Source organism: Photobacterium damselae, assembly GCF_003026815.1.
GTDB classification, from domain to species: Bacteria; Pseudomonadota; Gammaproteobacteria; order Enterobacterales; family Vibrionaceae; genus Photobacterium; species Photobacterium damselae.
This window is the reverse complement of record NZ_PYOG01000031.1, coordinates 22,455-39,303: the sequence shown is the minus strand read 5'-3', so window position 1 is coordinate 39,303 and position 16,849 is coordinate 22,455. Positions and strand designations below refer to the sequence as shown.

Below are 16,849 nucleotides of genomic sequence, written 5' to 3'. Positions count from 1 at the left end.
GCATTATTTCGTTGTTAGCCTCATATACTTATTTAGAATTTAATTTAGATTAAGTTTTCATTTGTCAATATTTCACCATGTTGAATAATAAATATATTGATAATGATTTAAACCATGTAATACTTCACGCAATAAAAAAAACACCCATTTATTAAGACACTTTCCTAATATCTTATTGGATAAATAATATGACAAAAATGTCGGCCTTCAAATTAAACGCACTTGCTCTTGCTCTATCTGGTTTTAGCTTTGCAGCAAATGCATCTGATGCCATGGTAAACCCTCAAGGTAACGTTGTTGTTGGTTACTGGCACAACTGGTGTGATGGTGCAGGTTATCAAGGCGGTAATGCGCCCTGTATTACATTAGAAGAAACTAACCCTATGTACAATATCGTTGATGTTTCTTTTATGAAAGTCTATAGCCTTGCTGATGGTCGTATTCCAACCTTTAAACTAGATCCAACTATTGGCCTTTCAGAAGCAGAATTTATTGATCAAATTAAAATACTGAATGAGCAAGGCCGCTCGGTGCTGATCGCGCTCGGGGGAGCCGATGCCCATGTTGAATTACGTATGGGTGATGAGCAAGCATTTGCCGATGAAATCATTCGCCTAACAGATATCTATGGTTTTGATGGTTTAGATATCGATCTTGAGCAAACCGCGATTGATGCCGCTGATAACCAGATCGTTATTCCTGCAGCATTGCGTTTAGTGAAAGACCACTATCGTGCACAAGGTAAGAACTTCTTAATTACCATGGCTCCAGAATTTCCATACTTAAAACAAAATGGAAAATATATCCCATATATTACAGGGCTTGAAGAATATTATGATTGGATTAATCCTCAGTTTTATAATCAAGGTGGTGATGGACTGTGGGTTGATGAAGAAAATGCATGGATCACACAAAATAATGACGCTATGAAAGAGAAGTTCATTTACTACATCTCTGATTCATTAGCGAATGGTACTCGTGGTTTCCATAAGATCCCACACGATAAACTTATCTTTGGTATTCCAACTAATAACGACGCCGCAGCATCTGGTTTTGTGAAAAATCCACAAGACTTATTTAATGCATTCGACCGTCTAAAAGCACAAGCTCAACCATTACGAGGGGTAATGACTTGGTCGATCAACTGGGATATTGGTACTAATAGTGCAGGCCAAAACTACAACAGCAGCTTTATTAATGCTTATGGCCCATACATCCATAACCAAACACCACCACCGCCAGTTGAAGGTAAACCTGTTTTCTCAGGCTTGATTGATGCTCGAGTTCAACATAAAGCATCATTTGACCCACTTTCTGGAGTCAGTGCTACAGATAAAGAAGATGGCAATTTAACCTCTTCTATCGTGGTCGAAGGTAGTGCTAATACTCAAGTCGTAGGTGACTATGTACTCACTTATTCAGTAACAGATTCTGATAACCACGAAACCAAATCACCACGTAAAGTAACTGTATTTAGCTTAATGCCAACTATCACAGGCATCGATAATTCAACGGTCAAACTTGGTGACACTTTCGATCCATTAGCTGGCGTGAGTGCTACAGATGCTGAAGATGGTGATCTAACCGATTCAATTCAAGTAGAAGGCCAAGTGGATACAGCAAAGGTAGGTCAGTATACACTTACTTATTCCATAACCGATAGTGCTGATCAAACAGTAACCGCAAAACGTATTATTACCGTTAATGATGGCTCAATTGTGTGTACCCCAGCGTGGGATGCAAGCAAAACCTATATTGAAGGTGATGTTGTTAGCCATAACGGTAAAAATTGGCGTGCAGGTTGGTGGACTCAAGGTGAAGAACCAGGAACAACTGGACAGTGGGGTGTTTGGCGTGAAGTAGGAAATAGCGATTGTGATGGCGAGCAACCCGATCCTACACTTTCAGTATCCATCGCAGGATTAAGTACCCATTATACTTTGGTTGACGGCAGTGCAAGTCTTCGAATGACCATTAATAGTAATATCAGTAGTTCTGTTACTATCAAAGTAAAAGATCTCTTAGGAAATACCGTTTCTGGTGGTCATTTTGATGGTACGGTGTTAGGAGATAAAACGATTACGTTAGCACTATCTCATGCTAAAACAGGTGCTCATCAAGTTCTTCTAACAGCACAAACAGAACAAAAAACTGTTGAGAAAAATTACACTATTAACTTAGTTGAAAAAGATAAACCAACACCGCCTCCAACTGATGTACCAAACTATGAAGCAGGTTTTGCGTATCAAGAAGGTGATAAGGTACTAGGTTCAGATGGTAACGTTTATCAATGTAAACCTTGGCCATACTCAGGCTGGTGTGCAAGTGCTTCTTATGCTCCTGCAACCAGTCAATACTGGCCTGATGCATGGGACAAACTGTAATTCAAATTAGAGTTTAATAAATAGTAAAAGAGTCGAAGGGACAACTTCGACTCTTTTTATAAGCAGAGTAATCTATTAACGAAAACTCATTGAGCAATAGTTATTCGTGATGACCAGTTTTATGGTGCTCACGAGAATGTTCTTTATGATCATGCTCTTTAGTTTTGTGATGGCGATGTTCGTCATGCTCATGACGTTCATGGTGTGTCTGTTCTGGATGCTTATGGCCTTTAGGATCACCACCATGTTGAGTATGTGGATGACTTTCTTCATGATCACGCATCTGATGATGATCACGATTATGTTTATGCTCTACCCCATCGTCATAACGGCGTTCCATTTTTTCATGTTCAAACTCAGCGCCGTGTTGATGACCACCTTGAGAACCTTTATGTTCTTGGCTGTTAAAATGACTCATTTTAAAATCCTTAATAAACAGTGCTATAAACCAAATGTGTCTGTCTATGGGATTTAATGTACGCCTCTCGGAAATATTCTCAATAGGCATTAAAAGCAATAATAAATACCACTTTTGAACATTGCTCAATAAATCGAAGAAGCGTAGTTATATTTCTCTTTTACTTCCTATTCGCATAGTTTTTTAAGCAGTTGATAAAACTTCGCAATATTCTCATCTTGCATATTTTCATAACTGCTTACTAAATAGTATGACGGCACTTTATCTGGATCGATATTGACTTGTATTGCTTCTACCAATTGACCTTGAACTAATAACTCTTCAACAAGACGGCGATTAATAAACGCAACACCACAGCCTAATACTGCAGCATCAATGGCCTGAATTGAGTTCTGAAAAATGAGCTTACGTTGCCATTTAAGCGGCTTCATACCGTAATGGTGCAATACCAAATCCCACTGAACTAAGCGGTTTGTGGTATAAATTAAAGTTGACGATTCTAAGAACGACTGTGATAGCTTATCAAAATGCTGCTCATGATAATGCGGCGCACAAACGGCAATCATGTCTTCTTTAAATAACAAATCTGAATATAACCCGTCCGGTTTTTCAAATCCGTAACGAATGGATATATCAATTTCATCTCGCTGTAGATCGAGATAATCCAACGTATCGATAAAAGTCACATTGACCCCTTCAAGCTCATTCGCAATAAGATGAAATTTGGGTAATAGCCATTTATTTAGTAACGCCGGTGGTAAAGCCATTTTTAATTGTTTTTGTTTATGGATTCGACCAAGATCAGTTGTTGCCTGTTCAAGATCACTTAAAATTGATGACGTACGCTCATAGTAACGCAAGCCTGCATTAGTGAGCTTAATAGATCGATTCTGACGCTGAAATAATTTTTGTCCAATAAACTCTTCTAACGTACTAATTTGATGGCTAACCGCGCCAGGAGTAACACACAACTCTTCCGCAGCTAACTTAAAACTTTGTAATCGAGCTGCAGCTTCAAAATTAATCACCGCTTTAATAGGTGGTATTACTCTCATCGGGTCCCCTTTTGGGTTGAGTTGAATTTTATTCACTTTACAACCCAATTTATTTGAGTTGTCAATTCAAGGTGTTAGCAGCACAATGCAGGTTATCGATTATAGCCTATACTCAATAAGAAATACTCGTGGGCCATACAATTATTTTATTATTCTGAACACAATTAGATGAGGCAGAACATGAAATTAAAACACCTAGCTGCTGGGATCCTTCTTGCTGTACCCGCTTTCATGACCCAAGCAATGACATTAAAAAGTGCTGATGTAACTAATGATAAAACACTAAGCAGTGCACAAGTTTTTAACCAATGGGGTTGTACTGGTAGCAATGAATCACCACAACTTACTTGGTCTGATGTTCCTGCTGGCACTAAGAGCTTTGCTGTAACTATGTATGATCCAGATGCACCAACAGGCAGTGGTTGGTGGCACTGGGTGGCGATTAATATCCCTGCTGATGTACATTCATTAAAAGAAGGTGCTGGTAATGTTGATGGTAAAAACCTACCTGCTGGCGCAAGTATGGTAACTAACGACTTTGGCTTTAAGGGCTTTGGCGGCGCATGTCCTCCACCAAAAGCAAAACCACACAACTACACTATCACAGTTTATGCGCTAAATACCGCGAAAATTGATCTGCCAGCAAATGCATCACCAGCACTTGCAGGTTATAACATTCTAGGTCACGTGATTGGTAAAGCAGAGCTTATTGCTCCAACTAATACACGTAAATAGTTATATATACACACGGTAGTGATGATAATGCTTCGAATCCGGCATTTTGATATCACTGAGATGTAATGTATCAATCTAACGTAACCGCTGTAATCTTGTATTACAGCGGTTTTTTTATTGATCTTACTATCTTTTAGTTATCACTTACTCATTGAAACAATAGTAGATTAATCGCTAGTATAGAGATCACTTTTGATTTTATGGATAGTGGTAATGGATTTTTTCCCAGTTTTTCTTCGTTTAGATGATCGCCAAGTCTTAGTCGTTGGCGGCGGTGAAGTGGCATGCCGTAAAGTCGATTTATTACTTAAAGCACAAGCCAATATCACGCTGGTTTCACCACAACTGCACCCTTATTTACAGCAGTTAGTAGCCAATGGCCGACTCACTTATAGACAAAAATGCTATCAAACCGAAGATCTCATTGGATTCGATCAAGTTTGGGCTACAACCAATCAACAAGCACTCAATCAGCAAATTCATAGTGATGCGACCCAACGAAGTCTTTGGGTCAATGTGATTGATAACCCTCCCCTTTGCCATTTTATAACACCTTCAATGGTCGACCGTAGTCCTATTCAAATTGCAATTTCCAGCGGTGGCGCATCGCCAGTTTTAGTACGTTATTTACGAGAGAAAATTGAAACAGTTCTTCCTCAAAATCTGTCCTTAATTGCCAACTATGCAGGTATGCAACGCACACGAATTAAACAACATTTTGCAACCGTAGATGAACGTCGTAAATTCTGGGAAAAATTTTTTAATCTGACGGCTGTCGATATAGCAACAACAGAAGAGGAATTAGAATCCGCTTTTGTTAATTTATTACAAAATAACACTCAGCAAGAACAACATATTACTGTCGTTCATGTAGGCCAAGATCCTGAACTCTTAACCCTTAAAGCTCTAAGGCTTATGCAGCAAGCTGAATTGGTTCTTTTTGCTACCACTACTCCCGATATTTTTATTGATTTATGTCGTCGAGATGCTGATCGTCAATCCTTTATTGATGGTCATGATCTGGTTAAATTACTGGATAACCGAGAAAAATCTCAACGTATTTGTCTCTTAACTCCAGATAAAACCGTTATAGAACAATTACAGCACAATCCAACATACTCAACTCGTTTACTGCTTGTTTCTGCTATAGATAACCAATAAACCTCCGAAGTATAGGGCAGAACACAGATTATGAAGAAATGTGACAAATAATCTTCATATACCCCTTTAGGATAGTATTAACTTGTAATTGATTTACATCATATATTAACTTTTCTACACAATCGAAAATCCAGACAGTTATTTTATCAGTGTCAGGATTCGCTATGAGTAGCAAGATCAAGTTGGTCATCATCGGTAATGGAATGGTTGGGCATCGTTTTATTGAAGATTTAGTCGATAAAACAGATCCTCAACTTTTCGATATCACCGTTTTCTGTGAAGAACCTCGCGTTGCCTACGACCGAGTTCACCTCTCCTCCTATTTCTCTCACCATACCGCAGCAGAACTTTCATTAGTTAAAGAAGGCTTCTACCAACAACACGGAATTAATGTCCTTATCGGTGAGCGTGCCATTAACATTAACCGTGAAAATCGAGTGGTTTACTCAAGCTCTGGTCGAGAAGTGGTGTATGACAAACTGATCTTGGCAACAGGCTCCTATCCTTGGGTACCACCGATTCAGGGCAATGAAAATAAAGATTGCTTTGTATACCGCACAATTGAAGATCTTAAAGCAATTGAGGCATGTGCGAAGAAAAGTAAAAGTGGTGTCGTTGTTGGAGGAGGCCTACTTGGTTTAGAAGCTGCTGGCGCTCTCAAGGCGTTAGGTATGGAAACCCATGTTATCGAATTTGCACCTGTACTAATGGCAGAGCAGCTAGATCTTCAAGGAGGTCTACAACTTCGCAATAAAATCGAGCGAATGGGAGTGCAAGTTCATACCAGCAAAAATACCAAAGAAATTGTTGCTCAAGGCCAAGATGCACGAAATACCTTAAACTTTGCTGATGGTACCTCCCTCGAAGTGGATTTCATCGTATTTTCAACCGGTATTCGCCCTCAAGATAAGTTAGCTCGTCAAGCAAAACTGGATATTGCACCTCGTGGTGGTATCGCAATTAATGATGTTTGCCAGAGCTCAGATCCTAATATCTATGCAATTGGTGAGTGTGCTTCTTGGAATGAAAGTTTCTTTGGTTTAGTCGCTCCTGGCTACAAAATGGCGACAGTTGCTGTCGATCATCTGCTTAATCGAGAGAGTGTTTTTGAAGGCGCTGATATGAGTGCTAAGCTTAAACTTCTTGGTGTTAACGTTGGCAGTATAGGTGATGCCAATGGTCGTACACCAAATTGTCGAAGCTATGTTTATCTTAATGAAGCAGAAGAAGTTTATAAGCGTCTGATCGTTTCTGAAGACGGCAAAAAACTCTTAGGTGCTGTATTGGTCGGTGATACATCAGATTATGGTGACTTACTGCAATTAACCTTAAATGATATTGAACTTCCTGAACATCCTGATAGCTTGATCCTTCCGGCCCACGCAGGTGCAGAAAAACCCGCACTAGGCGCAGATGCTCTTCCAGACTCAGCCGTTATTTGTTCTTGTTTTGATGTCACCAAAGGCAAGATTGCTCAAGCAGTTGCAGAAGGGAATCATACCCTAGCAGATATCAAGGCAGTCACTGGCGCTGGTACTGGATGTGGCGGTTGCATTCCTCTTGTGACTTCAGTGCTCAATGCGGAACTTGCAAAATCAGGGATTGAAGTTAACCATAATCTGTGTGAACACTTCCCTTATTCTCGCCAAGAAATGTTTCATCTTATTCGTATCGAAAGCATTAAAAGCTTTGAAGAAATGTTGGAAAAGCATGGCAAAGGCTACGGGTGTGAAACCTGTAAACCAGCTATCGGCTCTATTCTTGCCTCATGCTGGGGCGATCATGTTCTAAAACCACAGAATGTTCCACTGCAAGATACCAATGACAATTTCTTAGGTAACCTACAAAAAGACGGTACTTATTCTGTTATTCCGCGTATGGCAGGAGGCGAAGTGACGCCTTTAGCACTGGCTGAACTGGCAAATGTTGCTCGTGACTATAATTTATATACCAAAATCACAGGTGCGCAGCGTATCGGTTTATTTGGAGCCCAAAAAGATGACCTTCCAGCTATTTGGCAGCGCTTAATTGATGCGGGATTCGAAACAGGACAAGCCTATGCAAAAGCGTTGCGTATGGCGAAAACTTGTGTCGGTAGCACATGGTGTCGTTTCGGTGTGCAAGACAGTGTCGGACTGGGTTCTCTGCTAGAAAATCGCTATAAAGGCATTCGTACACCTCATAAGATGAAATTTGGTGTATCCGGCTGTACTCGAGAGTGTGCAGAAGCGCAAGGCAAGGACCTTGGTATTATTGCAACTGATGCCGGCTGGAATATGTATGTATGCGGTAATGGAGGTATGAAACCTCGCCATGCAGACCTTCTCGCAGCCGATCTGGATCAAACAACACTACTGCAATACATCGATCGCTTCATGATGTTTTATATCCGTACCGCCGATAAGCTACAACGTACATCGGTGTGGTTAGAGAATATGGAAGGCGGTATCGATTATCTTCGTGAAGTGATAGTCAATGACAGCTTAGGCATCAATAAACAGCTTGAAGCCGATGTTGCCCGTTTGGTTGAAAACTATCGCTGTGAATGGACCGAAACTCTACAAAACCCACAACAACTAAAACGTTTTAGTCACTTTATTAACAGTGATCAACGTGATGATAACGTGGTCTTTGTTCCTGAACGCGACCAGCACCGCCCTGCCACTTACCAAGAAAAGCATCCTCAACAGCAAGGCGATATTCTACATGTTAGCTTGGAGAACAAATAATGAGTAATTGGCAATTAGTCTGTTCTGTAGACGATATTATTCCAGGTACAGGTGTCTGCGCACTAGTCAATAACGTGCAAATCGCCCTTTTTAGACCGCGCCATGATGAGCAGGTTTTTGCGATCAGTAATCGAGATCCATTTGCTCAAGCCAATGTACTATCTCGCGGTTTAATCTGTGAACATCAAGATGAACTATGGGTTGCCAGTCCATTGAAAAAGCAGCGTTTTAATCTAGTTGATGGTCGTTGTTTAGAAGATGAACGTTTTAATGTGAAATCCTATCCTGTTCGCATAAATCAAAACTCGGTTGAAGTTCAAGTGAGTTAACTCATCCATAAAATCAGATGAGTTGAGATATCTATAGCGGTTTATAGGTTTTGTATCGTTCACAACATCTATCGAGCCGCTATTAGTGTCTTAATTTATGAAAGGAAACAATCATGTTCGCAGAACCGATCAAAAAATGTGGCGATAACGCGGCTCGTATCAAACGTTTAGCCAGTGAAAATCCATTTGGCTTTTGGCTAAGTTCAGCCATGGCAGGGGCGTATGTTGGACTGGGTATCATTTTAATTTTCACTTTTGGTAACCTTGTTGACCCTGCTATTCGTCCAATTGTAATGGGCGCAACATTTGGGGTGGCGTTAACTTTAGTGATTATTGCTGGCTCTGAGCTATTTACTGGTCATACGATGTTCCTTGCATTGGGAGCTAAAACCAAACAAATTTCATGGCGCGATAATGCTATTATTTTGCCTCAAACTTGGTTGGGTAACTTATTAGGATCCATTTTTGTTGCAGCTCTCTTTATGTATGCAGGTGGAGGTAAATTACTGCCTGATGCTACGAGCCTAGTTCACAAAGTAGCTTTAGCTAAAACAATGGCTCCTGCTTCGGTTCTGTTTTTTAAAGGCATTTTATGTAACTGGCTGGTGTGTTTAGCCATTTGGATGTGTCAACGTACCGATGGTGCAAGTAAGTTTATTGCTATTTGGTGGTGTTTATTGGCTTTTATTGGTTCAGGTTATGAGCACTCTATCGCCAATATGACAATTTTTGCCCTCTCTTGGTTTGGCCAATCTGCCGCAGATTTCACTCTAGCAGGTATAGGTCATAATCTGCTTTGGGTGTCACTTGGCAATATGGTTTCTGGCGCTATCTTTATGGGTCTTGGCTACTGGTATGTGACGCCAAAAAATGAGCGTCCTGTTACGGTAAGTGATGCTCAAGCCTGTACATCTAATCCAGCTAAAGCGTAACCATAAAGAGTATCTAACCCTATGACAAATGCTTCTGATATCACAACAACAACTGGTTTTGTCTCTTTAGTGGGCGCAGGGCCTGGCGATCCCGATCTTTTAACTGTAAAAGCATTGCGCTTAATTCAACAAGCGGATGTTGTGGTCTATGACCGATTAGTATCTAAAGAAATCATGGGGTTAGTAAACTTAACGGCCGAGCTTATCTATGTTGGTAAACAACTTGATTATCATTGTGTCCCGCAGCATATGATCAATCAGATCTTGTGCGATCAAGCAAAACAGGGCAAACAGGTTGTTCGTCTTAAGGGCGGTGACCCATTTATGTTTGGACGCGGAGGCGAAGAATTGGAGTTGCTAGCCTCTGAGCAAATTCCATATCAAGTTGTACCGGGAATTACGGCAGCAACAGGATGCAGCGCTTACTCTGGTATTCCATTAACACACAGAGATCATGCGCAAAGCGTGCAGTTTATTACAGGTCATTTGCAGCCAAATGGACAAGAACATAATTGGCCTGCATTAGCCCAGAAAAATCAGACTTTGGTATTCTATATGGGCCTTAAACAGTGTGGTTATATTACTGAGAAATTGCTGCAGCAGGGGTTATTACCAACCACATCATGTGCCATTGTTGAACGAGGAACGACTCCAAATCAAAGAGTCTTAATTTGTCAGCTTAATGAGTTACCCAGCCTTGCAGATCAAGCCGAAAGCCCAGCCTTACTGATTATTGGTAGTGTTACTTCACTTCACCATCAGTTGAAGTGGTTTAATTGCTAACAAAAACGGCCAATTCAATACAAATTGGCCGTTTCTCTGTATCTATTTAATTCAATTACATATTTGCACTCATAGCCTGAGACTTATCTGCTGTCATCACAAAGTGTAGAGAACCACCTGCTTTAATTTCACTGTGTTCAAACGTATTAAATTTATTCAATGGTTGCCCATTAATCAGTACCGATTTCACATACTTATTTTCGGCACTATTGTTATCAGCCGTAATAGTAAAATCACCATCAGGTAGTGTAATCACAACTTTATCAAAAATAGGACGGCCAATGGTATAAGTTGGATCCGTTGGAGTCACTTGATAAAAGCCCATTGCAGACATAATGTACCAAGCAGACATTTGGCCAACATCCTCATTTCCAATGATGCCATCAGGCGTTGGTTTATAGAACTCTTTGTAAACCTTATCCAAATATTCTTGTGCTTTCCAAGGTGTCGCGGTTCTGTTGTATAAATAAATTACGTGGTGTGACGGCTCATTACCATGGATATATTGACCAATAAAACCTGTCATATCTTGATGGTTATGACCACCATTTGGATCTGCTGCAAAAAGAGCATCAAGCTTTTGTTGGAATCCTACAGGCCCCCCCATCACTTCTGTCAGTTTGTCCATATCCTGCATAAAGGTCCATTGCCACTGCCAAGCATTACCTTCGGTATACCAATAAGCATCAGATGTATATGGATCAAATTTTGCTGATTCAAACTCTTTTTCACAGCTGTTTAATTGCACAGGGACAAAGAAACCAGCATCAGTATCCCAATGATTTAACGACCAATAAGCACGATCATTAAACTCTTGATATGCATCTTCATCACCTGCGGCTTTCGCCATTTGACCAATAGTCCAATCGTAATATGAAAACTCGAGAGCATAAGAAACTGAGTTCCAGTTAGGTAAACCAACACATTTATCACGCTCGTAATAGCTTAATTGGCCCGCCATTACCGCTTGTAAAGTATGATCCGGGATTTGAGGGAAATCATAAGGTCGATAATAGGCTGATTTTTTCGCCGCCTCTAACGCAGCTTTAGGATCAACATCAAGACCTTTTACTACCGCATCGCCAATAATTGCTGTTGCAGGATAACCAATCATGGTACCCGTTTCTTCGCCGTAACCTTCCCATTTTGGTAGTAGACCAGTCTCCTGAGATTTACGGATTAAATCATTTGCAAGAGCAGTAGCATGTTCTGGATTTACAATCGTTAGCAGTGGGTGAACCGCACGGAAGCTATCCCATGTTGAATACACTGAGTAGTTCTTATACCCATCTGCCGTATGAATACCACCAAGCAAATCACGATAACGTCCATCAACATCTTGGTACTCAACAGGAGCAATCATGGCGTGATACATTGCAGTATAGAAGTTTGTCTTCTCGGTATCAGTGCCACCTTCAACTCGGACGCTTGCTAATTCTTGAGCCCAAGCAAGCTCTGCCTTGGCTTTTACGTCGGCAAAATTATAGCTTGGTGTTTCTACTTCTAAGTTCTTTTGCGCCCCTTCCCAGTCAACTGGAGATAAAGCCACTCGCATTTCAATTGGTGTATCACCTTGGCCAAAATCTAAATAAGTGATCTGTTCTTTATTCGGACTATTAATTGAGCCATATACCGCCCCCATCTTCATTTCAGTCGGCTGACCACCATCACGAGCAATAAGCGCTTCAACAATTGGCTGATTAAATTTAGCGTAGAAGAAGATATCTTGTCCTTGGAACCACCCTGTCGAGACGCGGCGACCACGAATTGTGTATTCATCAACCATTTCAATACGGTTTTGTAGCGATTCACCGTTATTTGTTGCGAGAGTATGGGCTAAATCTAACTTAATTTTACGTTCTGCCCCCTTCTCATATGTATAGCGATGGACCCCAACACGTGTTGTTGTTGTCAATTCAGCTTTTATCTTGCCCTCATTTAAAATGACGGAATAATAACCTGGTGATGCTATTTCATTTTTCTTATCAAAGCAGTTATTTTCACGGAAATTATCATCTGAATATGGTAGGACTAAAATATCACCAAGGTCGGTTGCACCAGTTCCTGATAGATGGGTATGAGAAAAGCCATAAATATTTAAATCAGTCGTGAAAACGTCACCTTTAGCATAGTCACTGGCATCCCAATATCCAGAAGCTGAGTGCCATGGATTTTGTCCCGCTTCTGTATCTTGATTTGTTCCTTTAAAAGTATCGGGTGATAATTGCACCATGCCACGAGGAACAACAGAGCCAGGGAAGGTATGGCCTGATGCCGCGGTTCCGATCATAGGATCAATAAATTTTAACACCGACATATCAACAATGGGTGTCGATGGAATACTGGTTTCTGGTGTAGGTTTAAATACAGAGTCAGACGAATCGCTGTTACAGCCAATAAGTCCAAAAGATAACACGATCGACAGCGCCACAGGGGTTAATTTAAAACTCATCTTGTTTCACCTAATTTATTGTTATTTAAAATCCGTTTTGTCATTAGGCCAATAAAGCAAAACGTTTTGATCAGCAAAGCACACAACAGCTGTGCAAGAACTTTGCAGCATCTTAGAGAGGTTCAATGAGATGAGTAAGACGAGATTAGGCACATTTACTGGACTTTTGTAACCAATAAAAGAGAACGTGATTTTGAGTCAAAGATTGACTCCTACCTTTATTGGTAGGAATCAATCTATTAATATTTACTTTTAAAATATTCTTTATGCTTATACATATTAGCGTCAGCTTCTACTATTGCATTTTGAGCACTTTCGAACACCACGGAAATACCAAAAGAGAAAGACAGCTTCAGGCCTTGTTGTGAAAATGTGTCAACAATCAACTGGTTGATTTCATTTAAGCGGCGATTAATAAGCTCTTCATCATACATCATGGTCAACACCACAAATTCATCACCACCATGTCGAATAATTAAATCATCTTGACGTAGGTTTTCAGATAAGATTTCAGAGACCTGTCTTAAACTTAGATCGCCAATACCATGCCCATATTTATCATTAATGGCTTTAAACCCATTTAAATCTATGAAAATCAATCTATTATAATTATTAGCATAAGGTGTAGATAGAATTTCTCGACTATAAAGTCCCGTCAATGCATCTCTTCGCATCGTTAGCGTATTATTATCTCGATAAACGGTACAAATAATGAATGTTTGATCAAAATACTGAATTTTCTGACGAAACGTTTGGAAACACTCAATATTATGATCAACACAAACAGATTCATTTGAGATCAAAAAGTTAGAGTCTGAGCATAACAGCTTGTTATCTAACTCAATACAGTATTGATAATCGGGATATTGTTCATAGATCTCACTGACTGGTATGCCAACAAAATCTTTTCGCATATAGCTCACATGATTTTCATTATTGTATATAGCAGTACCTTTAATATCTCGGATAATAATAAAACATTCGCAATCTTTAATAAGAGAAGATAACAGTAAAAGTGTTGGCTCTTTTAAACGGGCAATCATACTTTGTGCATTATCTAAAATAACGGCATTCTCTTTATGCAAAAAAATATTATTAAAGCTATTGTGATCAATAACTTGATTCTTATTCAAAGTGAGATCATAAATCAGTTTGTCTAACTTTTGCATAAAGTCGACATGATGTTCAGGCTCAAATTCAATACTTTTGGATTCATGACAAAAAGCGACATCGCGCTCAAGAGGTGTAGAGTAATAGAAGCCTTGAATACAGCAGTCTCCAATTAAGTTAATCAGGTCTAGTTGAGTTTGTGTTTCAATCCCTTCAACAATAACCGTCTTCTCTAAAATATTAAGGATTTTGCCAATCTTAGTCTTGAGTACAGCATAACTAATGTAACTATCAGTAATGTTTGTTACTAAAGAACGATCTACCTTAATAATATCAACTGGTAAACACATTAAAGATTCTGTATTTGAATATCCTCGACCAAAATCGTCTAACGCAAACTTAACACCCGTTTCACTCTTAAGTAACTGAATATTATAAGCAATTAAATCAAGATTGTTCGCTTTGTCATGCTCGGTAATCTCTAAGATTATATTTTTGTTTTTCAGAATGTTAAGAGCTTTTCTGATGAAAAAATCAGACTCCAAACTTAAGATTGAGATATTAATTGAAATTGTAAATGTATTATTAAGGTCTTGAATATCAAAGAGAACAGCTCTTATAACATCAAGATCAAACTGAGGCTTATTCTTTATTGATTGAATGAAGGTCTCTATATTGATGTTTTTATCATTTAATCGCAGTAATGCTTCATAAGACTTAATACGATTATTTGCGTATATGGGTTGATAGTTAAAGCTAAAATCTCTTCTTTCTGGCGACATATATTTACCTATTATAATTTTTATTATGCATAATATTTTTTTTATAAAACTATACAAGAAAAATAGAGCGGTAAAGAAAGGTTAACCTGATAAAACGTAGAAGAAATGATAGTTTAAATACTATTTATGCCAATAAGGACAAAAAATTCATACCACATAGTCATTAAAACGAAATCAATACCCAATTATCATCGGATGAAAATCAATTTATAATCCCATTTGGATATAAGATGTTGAATAGCAAGCAATTAATTCATAAATTTTTAAAACAATAAATGCCATAATACCTTTTCAGGCTATATGGCATTTATAAAGATCAAATTTATACGCTAGCTGCATGATTTTATAGCATATAAAAATAACTAACGACCATGCATCCATACTATTTTATAAATTATTTTTGTGGAGGAGTCCCTTCTCCATTTGATACAACAGCATCAATTTGTACCATAGCACCTTGAGCTATATCATTAACACCTACAACAGTTCTTGCTGGTAATTCTCCAGTAAAGAATGTGCTGTATACATCATCGATTGCTGCTAAATCAGCCATATCTTTAACCTGAATGTTAATCTTGACGATATCATCCATCACATGATCAATACTTTCGACAATCGCTTTAATATTTTCTAAACATTGCCTTGCTTGATCATGAGCACCACCGGTTACTATCTTATTTGATTTAGCATCAATAGGTAACTGAGCTGCAATATGATTGTAATGAGAGAAAGCTACTGTCTGAGTGTATAGCGGATTAATTGGAGCAAGATCAGTGTTATTTGTACGAATAACAATACCATGGCGATCTTCAATTTCTTGAGGAGGAGTACCATCCCCATGAGAAACAACCACATCCATTTGAACTAATGCATTCATTGGTAAGCTTGCCGCTGAAATAACGGTTCTTGCAGGCATATAAGCAACTGCACGTGCAATAGCTGAATCAGGGAAGAAGGTCATATACACTTCGTTTACTGCATCAATGTCAGCCAAATCTTTTAAGTAAATTCGAACATTAACAATATCATCAAACGGTACATCAATGCTCTCTAGTACATTTTTGATATTACGTAGACATTGCGTTGCTTGCTCTTTAATTCCACCAGCAACCATCACACCTGTTTGAGGATCTACAGGCAACTGAGCTGATAAGTTATTGTAATGAGAGAAAGCAACAGTTTGAGTAGATAAAGCATCTAATGGTGCACGCTCTGTATTACGAGACAGCTTAATTAGATCACATGGTGCTTGAGGGGCTGTACCTTCTCCATTAGAGATAAGCGCATCCATTTGAACCAATGCACCTGTTAATGGTAATGCAGCCACACCAACTACTGTGCGAGTTGGGTAGTAATCATTAAAGAATCCTGCATAAACTTCATTAATCGCGTCAATATCAGCCATGTCTTTAACAAACACGTTAATCTTAACCACATCATCCATTACGTGATCGATACTTTCGACTACCGCTTTAATATTTGCTAAACATTGAGCAGCTTGCTCTTTTACGCCACCCTTAACCATTTCACCAGTTACAAGATCCAATCCTAACTGAGCTGAAATATTATTGTAATGAGAAAAAGCAACAGTTTGTGTTGCAGTCATAGCTAAAGGCGCAGTTTGAGTATTTCTTGAAACCTTAATGATAGAACCGCTCATGTTGATCGTTATCCTTATTGTAGAGTACTAAATTCCGTATTTATCTTTATTGGTCGGAATGATGAAAGAGCGGTCATAGTAAAAAAAGTTACTAGGTAGAAATGTGAAATGACTCATAAATAATTAGCACTAACTTTAGCAAATCATTGGCATAATTAATCAATAAATGACTAATTATCCAGCGAATTTACCATGTTAAACCAATCAACTGACTTAATAGGTAAATTCATTCACCATTAAGGAATAGAATGTCATCGCAAAAATTCTATTTTTTATCTGTTTAATTTTAATTTTGCTGTTCTCTTCACAGAAAAAGAAC

General features: G+C 38.9%; 12 protein-coding genes. 7 read left to right on the top strand and 5 right to left on the bottom strand.

From position 1 onward, the window contains the following. Window positions 1-188: 188 nt before the first annotated feature. Window positions 189-2,384, top strand: coding sequence for an immunoglobulin-like domain-containing protein (locus CTN07_RS19080; RefSeq protein ID WP_005304179.1), 2,196 nt, complete (start codon window positions 189-191; stop codon window positions 2,382-2,384). A gap of 100 nt (window positions 2,385-2,484) precedes the next feature. On the opposite strand, the gene CTN07_RS19075 is transcribed toward CTN07_RS19080, so the two are convergent. Next, window positions 2,485-2,802 carry a hypothetical protein gene (locus tag CTN07_RS19075; protein WP_005304176.1) on the bottom strand — a complete coding sequence of 106 codons (318 nt, stop codon included), beginning with the start codon at window positions 2,800-2,802 and terminating at the stop codon, window positions 2,485-2,487. 167 nt (window positions 2,803-2,969) lie between these two features. Next, window positions 2,970-3,857 (bottom strand): LysR family transcriptional regulator, encoded by an 888-nt coding sequence (locus CTN07_RS19070; RefSeq protein WP_005304173.1) that lies wholly within the window; start codon window positions 3,855-3,857, stop codon window positions 2,970-2,972. Window positions 3,858-4,037: 180 nt separating this feature from the next. On the opposite strand from CTN07_RS19070, the gene CTN07_RS19065 reads away from it, so the two are divergent. The 6 genes from CTN07_RS19065 to cobA all read left to right on the top strand — a co-directional run bounded on the left by CTN07_RS19065 (window position 4,038) and on the right by cobA (window position 10,526). Beyond that, a complete protein-coding gene (locus tag CTN07_RS19065; protein ID WP_005304171.1) occupies window positions 4,038-4,592 on the top strand; it encodes a YbhB/YbcL family Raf kinase inhibitor-like protein in 555 nt (184 codons plus the stop codon). 213 nt (window positions 4,593-4,805) lie between these two features. After that, on the top strand, window positions 4,806-5,753 hold the full coding sequence (locus CTN07_RS19060) for a precorrin-2 dehydrogenase/sirohydrochlorin ferrochelatase family protein (protein WP_005304168.1): 948 nt from the start codon (window positions 4,806-4,808) through the stop codon (window positions 5,751-5,753). A gap of 164 nt (window positions 5,754-5,917) precedes the next feature. Further along, complete coding sequence (gene nirB / locus CTN07_RS19055) at window positions 5,918-8,482, top strand: nitrite reductase large subunit NirB (protein WP_005304165.1); 2,565 nt, start codon at window positions 5,918-5,920, stop codon at window positions 8,480-8,482. Then, window positions 8,482-8,811, top strand: coding sequence for a nitrite reductase small subunit NirD (gene nirD, locus CTN07_RS19050; protein ID WP_036765393.1), 330 nt, complete (start codon window positions 8,482-8,484; stop codon window positions 8,809-8,811). The genes nirB and nirD overlap by 1 nt, the downstream gene beginning before the upstream one ends. Before the next feature lie 113 nt (window positions 8,812-8,924). Further along, a complete protein-coding gene (gene nirC, locus CTN07_RS19045) occupies window positions 8,925-9,743 on the top strand; it encodes a nitrite transporter NirC (RefSeq protein WP_005304163.1) in 819 nt (272 codons plus the stop codon). Between the two features lie 21 nt (window positions 9,744-9,764). Continuing rightward, complete coding sequence (gene cobA / locus CTN07_RS19040) at window positions 9,765-10,526, top strand: uroporphyrinogen-III C-methyltransferase (RefSeq protein ID WP_005304161.1); 762 nt, start codon at window positions 9,765-9,767, stop codon at window positions 10,524-10,526. Between the two features lie 55 nt (window positions 10,527-10,581). Here the strand turns inward: cobA and CTN07_RS19035 are convergent, their stop codons facing one another. From CTN07_RS19035 to CTN07_RS19025, 3 genes are all read right to left on the bottom strand, one after another. Then, entirely contained in the window at window positions 10,582-12,978 is a 2,397-nt protein-coding gene (locus CTN07_RS19035; protein ID WP_005304157.1) for a GH92 family glycosyl hydrolase, read from the bottom strand. 239 nt (window positions 12,979-13,217) lie between these two features. Beyond that, window positions 13,218-14,870 (bottom strand): GGDEF domain-containing protein, encoded by a 1,653-nt coding sequence (locus CTN07_RS19030; protein ID WP_005304153.1) that lies wholly within the window; start codon window positions 14,868-14,870, stop codon window positions 13,218-13,220. Between the two features lie 394 nt (window positions 14,871-15,264). Further along, a complete protein-coding gene (locus CTN07_RS19025) occupies window positions 15,265-16,530 on the bottom strand; it encodes a RidA family protein (protein WP_005304150.1) in 1,266 nt (421 codons plus the stop codon). Between the last annotated feature and the right edge of the window lie 319 nt (window positions 16,531-16,849).

Excerpts from the sequence above, each read along its gene's own strand:
- CTN07_RS19025 (WP_005304150.1), bottom strand. The coding sequence starts at position 16,530 with ATGAGCGGTTCTATCATTAAGGTTTCAAGAAATACTCAAACTGCGCCT.
- CTN07_RS19035 (WP_005304157.1), bottom strand. The coding sequence starts at position 12,978 with ATGAGTTTTAAATTAACCCCTGTGGCGCTGTCGATCGTGTTATCTTTT.
- nirB (WP_005304165.1), top strand. The coding sequence starts at position 5,918 with ATGAGTAGCAAGATCAAGTTGGTCATCATCGGTAATGGAATGGTTGGG.
- nirD (WP_036765393.1), top strand. The coding sequence starts at position 8,482 with ATGAGTAATTGGCAATTAGTCTGTTCTGTAGACGATATTATTCCAGGT.
- nirC (WP_005304163.1), top strand. The coding sequence starts at position 8,925 with ATGTTCGCAGAACCGATCAAAAAATGTGGCGATAACGCGGCTCGTATC.
- CTN07_RS19065 (WP_005304171.1), top strand. The coding sequence starts at position 4,038 with ATGAAATTAAAACACCTAGCTGCTGGGATCCTTCTTGCTGTACCCGCT.
- cobA (WP_005304161.1), top strand. The coding sequence starts at position 9,765 with ATGACAAATGCTTCTGATATCACAACAACAACTGGTTTTGTCTCTTTA.
- CTN07_RS19070 (WP_005304173.1), bottom strand. The coding sequence starts at position 3,857 with ATGAGAGTAATACCACCTATTAAAGCGGTGATTAATTTTGAAGCTGCA.
- CTN07_RS19080 (WP_005304179.1), top strand. The coding sequence starts at position 189 with ATGACAAAAATGTCGGCCTTCAAATTAAACGCACTTGCTCTTGCTCTA.
- CTN07_RS19075 (WP_005304176.1), bottom strand. The coding sequence starts at position 2,802 with ATGAGTCATTTTAACAGCCAAGAACATAAAGGTTCTCAAGGTGGTCAT.
- CTN07_RS19060 (WP_005304168.1), top strand. The coding sequence starts at position 4,806 with ATGGATTTTTTCCCAGTTTTTCTTCGTTTAGATGATCGCCAAGTCTTA.
- CTN07_RS19030 (WP_005304153.1), bottom strand. The coding sequence starts at position 14,870 with ATGTCGCCAGAAAGAAGAGATTTTAGCTTTAACTATCAACCCATATAC.